Genomic DNA, 16045 nt, shown 5'->3' with positions numbered 1-16045 from the left:
TAAATATGTACCGCCATACCGCCGGATGGCTGTGATGTCCTGATGCACTCTCAATCGAGCATCAGGAGCAACATCATGCCGGACCCTTCGACGCCCACAGAACCCGGGATTCACGTCCCATTTATCAAGAGCCGCCTTCCCGACTGGACGCGTCACCTGACGACCTCCCATCTCCAGGCCATGACGCAGGCGCGCAATCCCGCCCAGCGATTCATCGGCACTTACCCTGAGCTGTATGCCAAGGCGTCGCAGGCATTGCGCCAGGCCTTGCTCGACAGTCAGGCACAGAGCAACGCTTCCAACCAGGCGTTGGCCACGACTCTCAAGGATTTCAAAGGCATCACCGAATTCGCCAAGCCATTGCTGACGGATGCGTTGCAGAAAAAATTCGGTCAGGCGCCAGATGTCGTCAATACGGCGCTGTTTCATATGCGTTCGCCCAACCTGGCCGAAGAGCAGTCATTGTTGCAAGCGGCGCTGCGAAACTTCGAAGAAAATGAGCCTTTCGACGGCATTGCCCTGCAGGAGACCAGCGCGCTGGCGCCGGTGGGGGCACTGGAGCAGCATCTTTACGACGAACGCACCCAGTATCCGTTTGCGAAGGTGCGCTACAGCCTCCGTGACAAGTTGTCGATCAAGCCCGCGGCGTTCGCCAGCCTGTGCCGGGAACTGGACGTGGGCAAGCAGTATCAGGACCATCTGACTGCGGTATTCGATGCGCCCGACAAGGCTGCGACGGTACGCCAGCAGACGATTGCGGCGGACAAGCAACGGATGCGCGTGCAGGCGCATATCGCTCTGATGAGGTCGGACATTGACACCGCAGACCATGTCACGGTGTTGGCAATGCTCGACGGTGCCTCGCAGGAACGACTCGACGGCGAGTCAGTCCTCCACAGTCGGCTGGAGGTGTTTGGCTCGAAATTGAATGACGTGCTGATTATTGGCGCTGCATCGCGCAAAGTCAGAGCGACCCTGCAAAATCCCTGGCTCTTTCTTCTGCCGTTCACACCCGAACTGGCCAAACTGGTGCCTGATTCACGAGTCATCGTCTACATTCCAGGCGATCCCATCAGCCCCCTCAAGGCGTATGCCTCCGGCCGCGAGTTTGCCCGTGACCTGGCGATCAAGCTGCGTTCCGTCAGTTACCAGCGGTTCTTTGCCGGCTTTGTCGCGCAAGATGAGGCCGGTCGTTTTTTCCACCGGCTCAAGCGCCAGCTCAAGGTCCAGAAATGGGACCCGGCTCCGGTTTATCCCGGTCCACCCTATGCGCCGGGCGCATTCCTCAATGGCATGTATGTCGAGGTGTGGAACGAGAATGTCGACCTGGGCATGGATGAAACCTTCATTGATGGCGAAGTGTTTGCAGCCCGTTATGAGTTTCATCTGGCCAGGATGAAGTCCAATGCCAGGTTGTTGGCCATACCCACCGCCGAGGTTGACCACGAAGCCTGGATGACGCGACTCCAGCACTATGCCGAAGGGGGGTTGAACGTCTTGAACGTGGCAGCCTTTTTCGTGCCGGGACTGGGTGAGGTCATGCTCGCCGTCGCCGCCGTGCAACTGACCTGTGAGGTTTACCAAGGGGTGGAGGCGTGGAAAGAGGGTGACGCCGAGGAGGCCTGGAGCCATCTCACGTCAGTGGCGCAAAACGTAGCCTTCATGGCCGTGTTGGGCGCGGTAGCCAGCAAGGCGCCGCCGATCATCAACACGCGGTTTGTCAGCAGGATGACCAGGATCACCACGCCTTTTGGTGAGCCGCGTTTGTGGAGTCCCGACCTTGCCCCCTACAAGAGCAGTGTGTCTGTGGAGCGGCTCGAGCCGAATGCATTGGGGCAGTACAAGGTCGGGGACAAGACCTGTATTCGATACGAGGGGAACGTCTACGAAAAAAGCTTCGACCCGGCGCTGAAAAAATGGCGGATCCAGCACCCCAGCGATCCCCAGGCCTATCAACCGATCTTGCGGCATAACCAGCTCGGCGCCTGGCAGCACACCCTTGAACGGCCGCTGGAGTGGGATCGCCCAACGTTGTTGCGCAGAATCGGGCCGCAGATGGACGTTTTTTCTGATGCGCAGCTACAGCAAATTGCCGAGGCCAGCGGGGTCAGCGATGATGCGTTGCGCCAGATGCACATCGATCTCCAGCCACCGCCGCCGCAATTGGCCGAGACCATCAGATCGTTCAAGGCTGATCAACAAGTGCAGCAGTTGATTGATCAGATCCGCAACGGCGGTGACCTGGGTGGTGCTGGCGAGGCTGTCGTACCGCTGGCTGTCGGGCTGCCGGACTGGCCCGTCGATGAGGTTCTGGAAGTCTTCGAGGGACCGGAACCCTGGGGGGCGTCGCAGCGCTTCGGTTCAGTGTCGGCAAGCAACAATGTAAAGCCCACGATCAAGATCACTCGATCCGAAGTGCAGGCCGGAAAATTGCCGGAACGTATATTAGGGGCGCTTGACGAGCCACAAATCACCCGGGTACTCGGCGCACGCAGCGTGCAACAAGGCGCGAACCGCGTGCAGATGTTCAGGGACAGCCTGGCCAACCGCGCCCTGGATAGCAAAAAGTCGCTGGTCGACCGATTGCTCGCTGGCCAGCAGACGACGAATGCCGATCTTCAACGACTGCAACGCAGTTTCCCTACATTGTCGCCGGAGGGTGCGCGACAGGTGCTGGGCAATGCCAGTGCCGCCGAGCTGGCCCAATTGCGCAACAGCACAAAAATACCCTTGCGCCAGGCGCAAGAAATTCGTGTCCATTTACAGCAGGGCGCTCTAAACCGGGCGCTCTGCGGTTTGCACCTGGAGAGCATGGCGTCCGTGGCCAGCGATCGCCTGGCGTTGCACAGCCTGGAGCAATTGCCCGGTTGGTCGATGGATATGCGCGTGGAGCTGCGTTCCGGCTCGATCAAGGGCCCATTACTGGACAGCGTTGGCGGCGGCAGTGCGACGATTCGCAATTACCTGGTCAAGGGCGACGGCTATTTTCGCGCATACGACGCCCAGGGCAGGCCTCTCAACAACATCCCCGCCCATGGCCGCAATTTCTATGAATCGCTGCTGGAGTTCTTGCCCAACGTGACAAAGGCGACCCTGGAAGGTCATCAGGGCCAGGCCCTGCAAAGAAAACTGGCGAACCATGCCAGCACTCATCGCAACGACATGGCGTTGATCTTGAAACAGCGCCCGTTGAATGGCGCCGGGCCATCGCTGCGTTTGCCCAATGGCCGCCTGGGTTACCTGGCCAGTGGTCGTGGCGTCGGTTTTCATGATGCTGCATTGGTCTCCAGGGTCCGCGACCTTTACCCGAACATTTCCGATGCGCAAGCCAGCCAGTTCGTCAGAAACCGCCTGAGCGCGGGGGACACCGACCAGCAAGTGTTCAATCTGTTGAACAACCGTCAACGGGAATTCGACGCATTGGAAACCGCATTGAACACCTGGGTCGACGCTGTCGTGCCGGCCCCTGCTGGTGGGCAGTCTCGCCGAGTGATCGCCGATCGGTTGATCCAGTGTTGGCGCTATGGACTTTACCGAGGACTGGAGCCGGCTTTTGATCTGAATTTAAGCGGTACTGACACGTTGCCCGAGTGGGATGCCGACTTCACCCATGTGCGTAATGTGCAACTGGACACTGGGCAGCTAATCGGTGACTCGGGCAATGAACTGCTTCAGCGGTTTCCAAAGATCAAAAAGCTGGATCTCACCGTGGATGTGCAGGGTATGTCGGCTCTGGCGGAAAAACTGCCTGAATTGGCCGAGATTACCGAGCTCACCGTTGATGGCGCATCGCAGACCTTTGCGCCGCAGTTGGTGCAGGCGTTACAGGGAATGACGCAGCTGGAGCAGCTGTCGCTCAGGGGCGATATGGGCGTAATGGACTTCGGCACGCTGACGAATTTGCGGTCTTTGAGGCTCGCGGGGGATTTGGCCGAGTGGCCAACCGGGGTGTCGGGCCTGAACAGGCTGGAAACCCTCGATCTACAGCGAATGCCGATCAAATCGCTGCCTGACGAGCTGTTCAGTGGGCGGGAGTCGATATGGCGTTGCCTGCAGCTGGATTGGGCGGCCCTGGAACCGCAAGCTTTCTTGAAGGCCTATGATTATGTGCATGAAAACCCGGCGCATCTGGTCAACGAGCCGCAAATGATTGCCCAGTACTGTGCAGGACGTTTGTGGAAGCTGGCACCCAATGATTACACCTTTGCATCAGACGCAATGGCGCGTTTCAGTCGCGACGGGCTATCGGGTCGGGCATTACTGGAAAAGGTAGATGCACTGCACGAGCAGCATCTGGCATTGACTGAGTCATTGGACGCCTGGAAGGGCAGGGTTGTGCGGGTCGATGGCCGGCAAATGGAGGTCGCGCACCGTGAGCTGATTGCTGAAAGAATTGGCAAATGCGCTCGCAAGGGGCTGCGTGCCCGGTACTTCCCCGCGGAGCCTGTGGCGGGTCCGTCATGGTGGCAAGACGACGCAGTGAACGAAGTGCTGGACCTCACAGGGTTTGGGCCGCTGGGTGATTTACCCGTGCTCGGCGATACGGTGTTTCCTCATGTGCGCAGCCTGGTCCTCACTGGCAGCGGGCTTTCGACCGTGCAGGTCAATGAGTTTCTGAAAGGATTTCCCCAACTGCGGTCCCTCAACCTCAGCTCCAACCAACTGATTGGACTGCCGCAGGCCATTGATTCGCTCGGGGAACTCAGCGAATTGAACCTCTCATTCAATCAGATGAGAAACACGGCGTCAGCGCAAGCACGGTTGAACCGTTTGACCCACTTGAAAACGCTGAACCTGGCGTACAACCGCGTCGACGCTCTTGAGGTCGGTTCGATGACCAGCCTGCAGAGCCTGGATTTGAGTCATACCCATATCAGCAGTTGGCCCGAAGGCGTGTTGTCGTTGCCCAACCTGCGCCGTCTGGCCTTGAATCACAGCGCCATTACAGACATCCCGGCAGCGGCCCTGACCGGGCATGATCAGCTGTTGGCGGGGACCTCGCTGCAAGGTTGCCGGCTGAGCCCGCAAGCGGTGACGGCGGTGCGGGCATACGCGCAACGCACGGCCTCCCGCAACCCGATGGATATTGCATCAGCGCACCTGTCCGCCGGACGAACCGGCGGCGATCCGGAGTTCTTTCCGGATGAAGTATCGGAACACCCGGACCTTTTATTGCCTTTGCACCTGGAACCTGGCGAAGGTGATTTGCCCCAGACCTCCGCCGCCAGGCTGCAGCGTCTTGATCCTCAGCTGGTTGATGCGCAAGCCGTTGAACGGATCGACGCATGGCTTGCCAAGGGCATGACGGCTCTGGAAATTGAAGCCCGACTGATCCAGTGGCAGCAACAGCAGACGCAATTGATCAAGCACTTGAATGACTGGATCGATGTTCCGGCCGTTCGCAGTCGCCAGGGTTGGGTCAGCGCGGTAGACCGCCGCCGGGCGGCTGACCAGCTTCTGGAGTGCTGGCGAGCCACCTTGCGAGATGTTCCCGCGGCCGAGGGAGCACCGACCGACGCTGTGCTTGATTTTACCGGCCTGATCATCGGCGACTTGCCGGCCTTGCCGGTCACGTTCGAGCAGGTCGGTGCGTTGGACCTGAGCGGTGTCGGGCTCACGGAAAGTTCGGATGCGTTCCTGCGTTCGTTTCCGCGGTTGCGTAGCCTGACGCTCAATCGCAACGGCCTGGGCACCTTGCCCGAGGCTGTGGGGCAATGTGAATACCTCACCCGGTTGAGCGCCACGTATAACGATCTGCGTGCCAGTGATGAGTTGTCGCGCCAGTTGCGCTCGCTGAGGCATTTGCAATGGCTGGACTTGAGCGAGAACCGCTTCGCCAGCTTCGATGTCACCGACCTTGACCAGTTGCAGGGACTGAATCTGAGCAACAACAATCTTTGGGAATGGCCGGAGGGTGTGTTGGAAGCGCCGGCGTTGACAACCCTCAACCTGAGTGGCAACCAGTTAGAGATAATTCCTCCCGATGCCTTTTTGCCTGGGCACGCAACCTTGATGGCTGGCACCAACTTGACCGACAACGTCAATCTGGGACTGGATGAAATGTTACGACTGCAGGAGTACCTGGAGGAAACTGGCCGTGGCTTGGGTTTCACCGCGCAAGAGATTGAGCGACTGCTCGAGGGCTACGGGCCTGCATCGGTCGACGGTTCCGAGAGCTCTGACTTGGAGGATCATCCCGACCTTGAGACGCCGGAGGTAGAAAAAGCGCGGTGGTTTTCCGGCGTGGCGGCAGACTCGGAAAAACACCTGATGTGGAATGCCTTGATGGAGCAGGACACCACCCAGGACTGTTCATACATTCTCTCGCAACTTCAGCACACCCGGGACTTTGTCGCCGATCGACTGGATCTCACGCAGCGCGTCTGGCGTGTCCTTGAAGCCGCTTATGGCGATCAAGCGCTGAGCGAACGGTTGATGGTTTTGTCGAAGGCATTGAGGAATCGCGCGACCTGTGGTGACGGTCGGATATTGTTGTTCAACGAGCTGGAAATCGAGGTCTATGAGTTCAATGCCTTGAAGGCCATTGCCCCCGAACACAAAGGTCGCGAGCTGCTGAAACTGTCGAGAAACCTGTTCCGCCTGGCGCAGGTCGAAGAGGTAGCCAAAACGCGTATCAAGCTCAGGCCTGCTATCGATCCCGCCGAGATTCGCCTGGCCTATCGAATCGGTCTGGCTCAGCGTCTTGAATTGCCCAGCCAGCCCAAAGGCATGGTGTATGAGAACCTGGCGCAGGTGGCGCCAGCGGATCTGGACGAAGCGTACGCATTGATCATCGCCAAGGAAAAGACGCCCGTGTTCATCGAACAGCTGACCGCGCGTAAATACTGGCGAGACTATCTGGAGGAGAAATACCCTGGGGAATTTACCAGGGTGCAGCAGGGTTTCCAGGACAAGGTCGGTAAGCTGGAGGATAAGTACCCGGAGCTCAATACGGCCTACCTACAGGAGATGGACGCCCTGGATACCGTGAATAAAGCCAACCGCCTGCAATTGCTGACCACACTCAGCGAGCGTGAGATAGCCGTGTTGGGCGCACAGGCCTGATCGTCAGCCGGCAAGGCTCTGGAGTCAGCACATCTGCCTCCAGAGCACAGGGCCTCGGATCAATCAGTTGTCGTAGCCGAGGTTCGGTGCGAGCCAGCGCTCGGTCACGCTCAATTCCTGGCCTTTGCGCGACGTGTAGCTCTGCACTTGATCCTTGTCGATCTTGCCCACGGCAAAGTATTGCGCCTGCGGGTGCGCGAAATACCAGCCGCTGACCGCCGCTGCCGGGAACATCGCGTAGTGTTCGGTGAGGAACACGCCGCTGCGTCCGGCCTTCATTTCGCTGGCTTCAGGATCGAGCAAGGTGAACAGGGTGCTCTTCTCGGTGTGATCCGGGCAGGCCGGGTAGCCCGGCGCCGGGCGGATGCCGGTGTATTGCTCTTTGATCAGCGCCTCGTTGTCCAGCGTCTCGTCCTTGGCGTAACCCCAGTACTCTTTACGCACTTGCTGGTGCAGCCACTCGGCGCAGGCCTCGGCCAAACGGTCGGCCAGGGCCTTGACCATGATCGAGTTGTAATCGTCGCCAGCGTCCTGATACGCCTTGGCCACTTCTTCGGCGCCGATCCCCGCGGTGGTGATGAAGCCACCCACGTAGTCGGTGACTTCGCTGTCCTTGGGCGCGACGAAGTCGGCCAGGGAGAAATTCGGCTTGCCGTCGGTCTTGATGATCTGCTGGCGCAAGTGATGCAGTTTGGCAATCGGCTTGCCATCGTCGCCGTAGACTTCGATGTCGTCGTCGCGCACCTGGTTGGCCGGCCAGAAGCCGAACACTGCACGGGCGCTGATGAGTTTTTCGTCGATCAGTTTGGCGAGCATTTCCTGGGCATCGGCGTACAACGCGGTAGCGGCTTCACCGACCACTTCGTCCTGAAGGATGCGCGGGAACTTGCCGGCCAGGTCCCAGGAGATAAAGAACGGCGTCCAGTCGATGTATTCGGCCAGAACCTTGAGGTCAATGTTGTCCAGCACCTTCGAACCGGTGAAGGTCGGTTTGACCGGTGCGTAGGTGCTCCAGTCGAACTGCGGCTTCTTGGCGATGGCGGCCGGGTAGCTCAGGCGTTCGGTGCGGGCGCTGCGGTTGGCGGTGCGCTCGCGAACGTCGATGTACTCGAGGCGGGTCTTTTCGACGAACGCCGGCTTCAATTCCTTGGACAGCAACTGCGTCGCTACGCCCACGGCGCGGGAGGCGTCCGTCACGTAGATCACCGCGTCGTTGCTGTACTTGGGTTCGATCTTCACCGCCGTGTGAGCCTTGGAAGTGGTCGCGCCACCGATCATCAAGGGCAGGTGGAAGTCCTGGCGCTGCATCTCGCGGGCCACGTGGACCATTTCATCCAGCGAAGGGGTGATCAGGCCGGACAGGCCAATAATGTCGCACTTCTGCTCCTTGGCCACTTGCAGGATTTTCTCGGCCGGGACCATCACGCCAAGGTCAACGATGTCGTAGCCGTTGCAACCCAGCACCACGCCGACGATGTTCTTGCCGATGTCGTGCACGTCGCCTTTGACCGTCGCCATCAGGATCTTGCCCTTGGCTTCCGGTTTGTCGCCTTTTTCCAGTTCGATGAACGGGATCAAGTGGGCCACGGCCTGTTTCATTACGCGGGCGGATTTCACCACCTGCGGCAGGAACATTTTGCCGGCGCCGAACAGGTCGCCGACGATGTTCATGCCGGACATCAGCGGGCCTTCGATCACTTCGATCGGGCGCGCGAAGGACTGGCGGGATTCTTCGGTGTCTTCAACGATGTGCGTGGTGATGCCCTTGACCAGCGCATGCTCCAGACGCTTGTTGACGTCCCAGTTGCGCCACTCTTCGGTCTCGGCTTCCTTGACGCTGCCGTCGCCTTTGTATTTGTCGGCAATGGCGAGGAGGGCGTCGGTGCCTTCCGGGGTGCGGTTGAGGATCACGTCTTCGACGGCGTCGCGCAGTTCGGTCGGGATCTGGTCGTAGATCTCCAGCTGACCGGCGTTGACGATACCCATGGTCAGGCCATTGCGGATCGCATACAGCAGGAACACTGAGTGAATCGCCTCACGCACCGGGTTGTTGCCACGGAACGAGAACGACACGTTGGACACGCCACCCGAGGTCAGCGCGTACGGCAGCTCGTCGCGGATGTAGGCGCAGGCATTGATGAAGTCAACGGCATAGTTGTTGTGTTCTTCAATACCGGTCGCGACGGCGAAGATGTTCGGGTCGAAGATGATGTCTTCCGGCGGGAAGCCGACTTCGTTGACCAGAATGTCGTAGGAGCGTTTGCAGATTTCTTTCTTGCGCGCTTCGGTGTCGGCCTGGCCGGCTTCGTCGAACGCCATCACCACCACGGCGGCGCCATAGCGTTTGCACAGCTTGGCGTGATGGATGAACTGCTCGACGCCTTCTTTCATGCTGATCGAGTTGACGATGCCCTTGCCCTGGATGCACTTGAGGCCGGCTTCGATCACTTCCCACTTGGAGGAGTCGATCATGATCGGCACCCGGGAGATGTCCGGTTCGCCGGCAATCAGATTAAGGAAGGTCACCATGGCCTTCTTCGAATCGAGCATCCCTTCGTCCATGTTGATGTCGATCACCTGGGCGCCGGCTTCGACCTGCTGCAGGGCGACTTCCAGGGCTTCGGTGTAGTTGTCTTCACGGATCAGGCGCGCAAACTTGGCCGAACCTGTGATGTTGGTGCGCTCACCGACGTTGACGAACAACGAGTTGCGATCGATGGTGAACGGTTCCAGGCCGGACAGGCGGCAAGCCTTCGGGATCTCCGGGATTTGACGCGGCGCGTAACCGGCCACGGCTTTGGCAATGGCTTCGATATGGCCCGGGGTGGTGCCGCAGCAGCCGCCGACGATGTTCAGGAAGCCGCTTTGCGCGAATTCTTCAATGACCTTGGCGGTTTGCGACGGCAGTTCGTCGTACTCGCCGAATTCGTTCGGCAGGCCGGCGTTCGGGTGAGCCGATACGTGGGTGCCGGCCTTGTTCGACAGCTCTTCCAGGTACGGGCGCAACTCGCTGGCGCCGAGGGCGCAGTTCAGGCCGACCGAAATCGGCTTGGCGTGGGCCACGGAGTTCCAGAAGGCTTCGGTGGTCTGGCCCGACAGCGTACGGCCGGAAGCATCGGTGATGGTGCCGGAAATCATGATCGGCAGTTCAACGCCCAGCTCTTCGAACACGCCTTGTACGGCGAAGATCGCGGCTTTGGCGTTCAAGGTGTCGAAGATGGTTTCGATCAGGATCAGGTCGGCACCGCCTTCGATCAGGCCTTTGGTGGACTCGGTGTAGTTTTCCACCAGTTCATCGAAGGTCACGTTGCGGTAGCCGGGGTTGTTCACGTCCGGGGACAGCGAGCAGGTGCGACTTGTAGGACCGAGCACGCCAGCGACGAAACGCGGCTTGTCCGGGGTTTCCAGGGTCTTGGCATCGGCTACCTTGCGGGCCAGGCGCGCGCCTTCTACGTTTAACTCGTACGCCAGGCCCTGCATGCCGTAGTCGGCCAGGGAAATCTGGGTGGCGTTGAAGGTGTTGGTTTCCAGAATGTCGGCGCCGGCATCCAGGTAGGCTTTCTCGATGCCGCCAATCACGTCCGGGCGGGTCAGCACCAACAGGTCGTTGTTGCCCTTGACATCGCTCGGCCAGTCAGCAAAGCGTTTGCCGCGGTAATCCTGCTCCTCGAGCTTATAGCTCTGGATCATCGTGCCCATGCCGCCATCGAGAATCAGGATGCGCTCTTTGAGGGCGTGCTTGAGAGCTTGAAGGCGAACACTGCGATCGGACATTTGGACTACTCGGAAAGACCATGACGAAGGGGCGCGATGATAGCAAACCTGTGCGGTTTTGGAGCATGCCCCGGTTTTGCATGAATATCGTTCATGTTGGTGCAGGTGCCGGGCCGGTAGAATCGCGGCGTTTTTTCACGATCAGGACCAGGGACATGTCGTATCGCGTCATCACCAGTATTATTTTGCTGCTTTTAAGCTGGGACGCGACTGCGCAAGGTCCGGCGACTTCTACGGCGCTTTCCTATACCCGCGACATCCAACCGATCTTCACCGAAAAGTGCGTGGCCTGCCATGCCTGCTACGACTCCGCCTGTCAGCTCAATCTGGGCAGCGGCGAAGGGGCGGCGCGTGGCGCGACCAAAGTCCCGGTCTATGACGGCGATCGCAGCCAGGCTAGCGCGCCGACGCGCCTGTTTTACGATGCATTCGGTAAACGTGCCTGGCAGCAAAAGGGCTTTTATTCGGTGCTCGATGCCCAAGGCAGTCAAGCGGCGTTGATGGCGCGGATGCTTGAGCTGGGCCATAAAACACCGCTGCAACCCAACGCCAGGTTGCCTGACGAGATCGTCCTCGGCCTTAACCGGGAAAATACCTGCGCCATGCCGGCCGAATTCGAAGGCTATGCCGGGACACATCCCAAAGAAGGCATGCCGCTGGCGGTCACTGGCCTGACCGATCAGCAGTACCAGACGTTGCAACGCTGGCTGGCCTCCGGTGCGCCAATCGATGAACAGGGTCTGGTCCCGAGCGCCAACGAGGCCATGCAGGTGGTGCAGTGGGAAAACCTGCTCAACTCACCGGGCGCCCGGCAAAGCCTGGTGGGGCGTTGGCTGTTCGAGCATTGGTTTCTCGCGCATCTGTACTTCAAGGACGGTGAACCGGGGCACTTCTTCCAGTGGGTGCGTTCGCGCACTCCGACCGGCCAGCCGATCGACCTGATCAACACCCGTCGCCCGAACGACGACCCCGGCACCCAAGTGTATTACCGCTTGTGGCCGGTGCAGGGGGTGATCGTGCACAAGACCCACATCACCTATCCGCTGAGCGCGGCGAAGATGGCGCGGATCAAAAGCCTGTTTTACAACGGCAACTGGCAGGTCAACGCCTTGCCGGGTTATGGCCCGGAGCGTCGAGCCAATCCGTTTGCCACTTTTGAGGCGATCCCGGCGCAGGCGCGTTATCAGTTCATGCTCGATAACGCCGAATACTTTGTGCGCACTTTTATTCGCGGCCCGGTCTGCCGCGGGCAAATCGCCACGGATGTGATTCGCGACAACTTCTGGGCGCTGTTCCAGGCGCCAGAGCACGATCTGTACATCACCGATCCGAACTACCGCGGCCAGGCCACGCCGTTGCTGGCAATGCCGGGCCAGAACGACGACGTCGGCAGTGTCCTGAGCCTGTGGCACGACTACCGCAACAAACGCAACGAGTACGAGGCACTGCGCCGGGACAGTTATGCCGATGCGCCGGCACCGAGCTGGTCGACCTTGTGGGCCGGCAATGACAACTCGCTGCTGAGTATCTTTCGGCACTTCGACAGTGCGTCGGTGAACAAGGGCTTGATCGGCGATGTGCCGCAAACCATCTGGCTGTTCGACTTTCCGCTGCTGGAACGCACCTACTATCAACTGGCGGTCAACTTCGACGTGTTCGGCAATGTGTCCCATCAGGCGCAAACGCGGCTGTATTTCGACCTCATCCGCAACGGTGCCGAGCAGAATTTCCTGCGCCTGATGCCCGCTGACTCGCGCAATGGGTATCTCGACGATTGGTACCAGACCAGCGGAAAATTCAAGATGTGGCTCGATTACGAGGCCATCGACAACGACAAGCCGACGGCACTCAAACTCGACAAGAAAGACCCGAAACGCGACTTTGCGATGCAACTGCTGGCCCGTTACGGCGAGCTCAATGCCAAGCCCGATCCGATCAACCGGTGCGACGGCGCTTACTGTTCGCGGCCGAACATCGACCCGGCGCTGCAAAATGCCGAACAAGCCTTGAGCCGCCTGGCGTCGCGCCCGGCAGCGGGTTTGAAGGTCATCGATCAGTTGCCGGAAGCGACGATGCTGCGCATTGAAACCGCGAGCGGCAAACGTGAGATGTACAGCCTGTTGCGCAACCGCGCCCACAGCAATGTGGCGTTCCTGCTCGGCGAATCGCTGCGCTATCAGCCTGGCCTCGACACCCTGACCATTTTCCCGGGCGTGCTCAGCAGCTATCCGAACTTCATGTTCAATATTCAGGCGGAGCAGGTGCCGGCGTTCGTGGACGCGATGGAAAATGCCAGGGATGCGAGCAGTTTCGAGAGCATCGTCAAGCGTTGGGGCATTCGCCGCAGTCATCCGCAGTTCTGGTTTTACTTCCATGACCTGAGTCTCTACATCCACGAGACCGATCCGGTGGAAGAGGGCGTGCTCGACATGAACCGCTACGAGAATCTCTGATCGACCTTTGAGGATGGGCTGGTGTCGGATTTCATAGGCACCACCCAACCCTTGTGGGATCTGCGGTGGGTTGCGGATTGCGATCAGAGGGCCATCCATGTTGATTTCAGTACAAGCCCTGCGCGCCATCGCCGCCTGGGCGGTGGTCTGCCACCATTTCATGCAGATTTTCTTCGACTTCCAGGCCCGTGGCCCGGTGGGGCAGATGTTCATCGACAAGGGCGCGGCGGGTGTCGACGTTTTCTTCGTCATCAGTGGGCTGGTGATCTTCCTCTCGACCGAAGGCAAGTCGCTGCCGCCGACGCGATTTCTGTTGTATCGATTGTTTCGGATCGTCCCGGCGTATTGGCTGTACACCGCGCTGATGGCGCTGGTGGTGGTGTTTGCCCGCCCGGTATTGCCGGATCAAAGCGTCGACTGGTCGCATTTCCTGCTGTCGTTGTTGTTCATTCCTACGCAGAATCCCGGCGGCTACGGGATTTATCCGACCCTCAACGTCGGCTGGACCCTCAACTACGAAATGCTCTTCTACTTGCTGTTCGGCTGGGCGTTGCTGTTCCGTTTGCACCTGCGGCTATTGATCGTTGCGGCACTGCTGTTTGCGGTATGCCAGGCCTGGACCGGTTATGGCTGGGTCAGCGAGTTCTACCGATCAGACATCGTTTATGAGTTCCTGCTGGGGATCGCCATCGGCATGATTTACCGTCGTGGCTGGATCAAGCCGGGTTTGTGGCTGCCGCTGCTGGGGATTGGTGGCGCGCTGCTGGCCATTTATCACTGGGCGCCAGCGCCGCGTTTCCTGGCCTGGGGCGTGCCGAGTGCGGTGTTGGTGATGGCGTGCATCTCGCTGGAGCGTTACGTCGAGAACAACCGGGTGTTTGAACTGCTGGGTAATTGTTCCTACTCGGTGTACCTGATGCACGTGCTGGTGCTGTCTGCCGGTGGATTTGTCGCACAGCGTTATGGTGTAAATCCCTACGTGATGTTCGTCGTTTGCGTGGCGACTATCGGTCTGGCATCTTGGGCAAGTTACGAATGGGTGGAAAAACGCAGCTATCGGTGGCTTAAAGAGTTGATCGACGGCGAACCGGCAGTTGAAGCGGTGCCGGCTCTTTCCCGACAAAAATACTAGGACTTTGTACGGCGCGATGATTGGCGTAAACTGCGCCCAAGCCTGCGAGGAGTTTCCATGACCGCTATTACCATTACCGACGCCGCCCACGATTATCTGGCTGATCTGCTCTCCAAGCAGAACACCCCGGGCATCGGCATCCGCGTCTTTATCACCCAGCCTGGCACCCAGTACGCCGAAACCTGCATTGCCTACTGCAAGCCGGGCGAAGAAAAACCTGAAGACACGGCGCTGGGGCTGAAAAGCTTCACTGCCTACATCGATTCGTTCAGCGAAGCCTTCCTGGACGACGCGGTAGTCGACTACGCCACCGACCGCATGGGCGGCCAGCTGACCATCAAGGCGCCAAACGCCAAAGTCCCGATGGTCAACGCTGACAGCCCGGTCAACGAGCGCATCAACTACTACCTGCAAACCGAGATCAACCCGGGGCTCGCGAGCCACGGCGGTCAGGTCAGCCTGATTGATGTGGTCGAAGACGGCATCGCCGTTCTGAAGTTCGGCGGCGGTTGCCAAGGCTGCGGCCAGGCCGACGTCACCCTTCGTGAAGGCATCGAGCGCACCTTGCTCGAGCGCATTCCCGAGCTCAAGGGTGTGCGCGACGTGACCGACCACACGCAGAAAGAAAACGCCTACTACTGAGTAAGGTGTTCGCTGCAGATAAAAAAAACGGCGCCCCGTGAGCGCCGTTTTTTTATGGGTGATCGATGTGTTCATGATCGTTCCCACGCTCTGCGTGGGAATGCCTCAATGGACGCTCTGCGTCCGCTGTTGGGACGCGGAGCGTCCCGGGCTGCATTCCCACGCAGAGCGTGGGAACGATCACTTCAGGGCCGATACAAATGCGCATGCCCGGCGCGGTACAGCGATGACTCACTGAAGTGATCACTGCCCAACACCCGACCCACCAGAATCAACGCCGTGCGGCGAAATCCCTTGGCATGGACCTTCTCTGCAATATCCGCCAGGGTCCCCACCACCCAATCCTGATCCGGCCAGGTCGCCCGGTGAATCACCGCGATCGGGCAGTCCGCACCGTAATGCGGCAGCAATTCGACGAGGATTTTCTCCAGGTGATTGACCCCCAGATGAATCGCCATCGTGGCCCCGTGCTGCGCCAGACTGCCGAGCTCCTCACCCGCCGGCATCGCTGTCTTGTCGGCGTAGCGGGTCAGGATCACGCTTTGCGAGATATCCGGTAACGTCAGCTCCGCCCCCAGCAGCGCCGCGCAGGCAGCCGTCGCCGTGACACCAGGAATGATTTCAAACGCAATGTCGAGCTCGCGCAGGTAACGGATCTGCTCGCCAATCGCGCCATACAGACTCGGATCACCCGAATGCACCCGCGCCACGTCCTGGCCGTTGGCATGGGCGGTCTTGATCAGTTCGATGATCTGTTCCAGGTGCAGTTCGGCGCTGTTGACCACTTGTTCGGCGCAATGGCCTTCGAGGACGGCGGCGGGCACCAGAGAGCCGGCGTAGATGATCACCGGGCAACTGCGAATCAGTCGTTGGCCTTTGACGGTGATCAGTTCCGGGTCGCCGGGACCTGCGCCAATGAAATAGACGGTCATCGTCGGTTCCTGTCAAAAAAGGGGCTGGGCAAGGCTTCAGATGAAGA

The 16045-nt window shown here is 59.6% G+C and carries 6 protein-coding genes; 4 read left to right on the top strand and 2 right to left on the bottom strand.

The features are described from left to right. Nucleotides 1–75: 75 nt before the first annotated feature. Nucleotides 76–7065 (top strand): NEL-type E3 ubiquitin ligase domain-containing protein, encoded by a 6990-nt coding sequence (locus HNR03_RS18635; protein WP_259155086.1) that lies wholly within the window; start codon nt 76–78, stop codon nt 7063–7065. 63 nt (nt 7066–7128) lie between these two features. Here HNR03_RS18635 and metH read toward each other — a convergent pair whose 3' ends face one another. Further along, nucleotides 7129–10839, bottom strand: a complete 3711-nt coding sequence (gene metH / locus HNR03_RS18630; protein WP_259155085.1) for a methionine synthase — start codon at nt 10837–10839, stop codon at nt 7129–7131. A 155-nt stretch (nt 10840–10994) separates the two neighbouring features. Here metH and HNR03_RS18625 point away from each other — a divergent pair, with 155 nt between their 5' ends. The 3 genes from HNR03_RS18625 (at nt 10995) to nfuA (ending at nt 15066) form a co-directional block, all read left to right on the top strand. Continuing rightward, nucleotides 10995–13292: a fatty acid cis/trans isomerase gene (locus tag HNR03_RS18625; protein WP_259155084.1), complete on the top strand. Its 2298-nt coding sequence runs from the start codon at nt 10995–10997 to the stop codon at nt 13290–13292. 97 nt (nt 13293–13389) lie between these two features. Beyond that, nucleotides 13390–14424: an acyltransferase gene (locus tag HNR03_RS18620; protein ID WP_259155083.1), complete on the top strand. Its 1035-nt coding sequence runs from the start codon at nt 13390–13392 to the stop codon at nt 14422–14424. A 57-nt stretch (nt 14425–14481) separates the two neighbouring features. Next, a complete protein-coding gene (gene nfuA, locus HNR03_RS18615) occupies nt 14482–15066 on the top strand; it encodes a Fe-S biogenesis protein NfuA (protein ID WP_007898222.1) in 585 nt (194 codons plus the stop codon). 185 nt (nt 15067–15251) lie between these two features. Here the strand turns inward: nfuA and cobM are convergent, their stop codons facing one another. Further along, nucleotides 15252–15998, bottom strand: coding sequence for a precorrin-4 C(11)-methyltransferase (gene cobM, locus HNR03_RS18610; protein WP_222586426.1), 747 nt, complete (start codon nt 15996–15998; stop codon nt 15252–15254). Between the last annotated feature and the right edge of the window lie 47 nt (nt 15999–16045).

It is taken from the genome of Pseudomonas sp. JAI111 (genome assembly GCF_024809425.1).
Classification (GTDB): domain Bacteria; phylum Pseudomonadota; class Gammaproteobacteria; order Pseudomonadales; family Pseudomonadaceae; genus Aquipseudomonas.
Note: the sequence above shows the minus strand (reverse complement) of the source record. Positions and strands in the feature narration are given on the sequence as shown.

Bases quoted from the DNA above. Each gene is read 5' to 3' on its own strand.
- HNR03_RS18625 (WP_259155084.1), top strand. From the start codon at position 10,995: ATGTCGTATCGCGTCATCACCAGTATTATTTTGCTGCTTTTAAGCTGG.
- cobM (WP_222586426.1), bottom strand. From the start codon at position 15,998: ATGACCGTCTATTTCATTGGCGCAGGTCCCGGCGACCCGGAACTGATC.
- nfuA (WP_007898222.1), top strand. From the start codon at position 14,482: ATGACCGCTATTACCATTACCGACGCCGCCCACGATTATCTGGCTGAT.
- metH (WP_259155085.1), bottom strand. From the start codon at position 10,839: ATGTCCGATCGCAGTGTTCGCCTTCAAGCTCTCAAGCACGCCCTCAAA.
- HNR03_RS18620 (WP_259155083.1), top strand. From the start codon at position 13,390: ATGTTGATTTCAGTACAAGCCCTGCGCGCCATCGCCGCCTGGGCGGTG.
- HNR03_RS18635 (WP_259155086.1), top strand. From the start codon at position 76: ATGCCGGACCCTTCGACGCCCACAGAACCCGGGATTCACGTCCCATTT.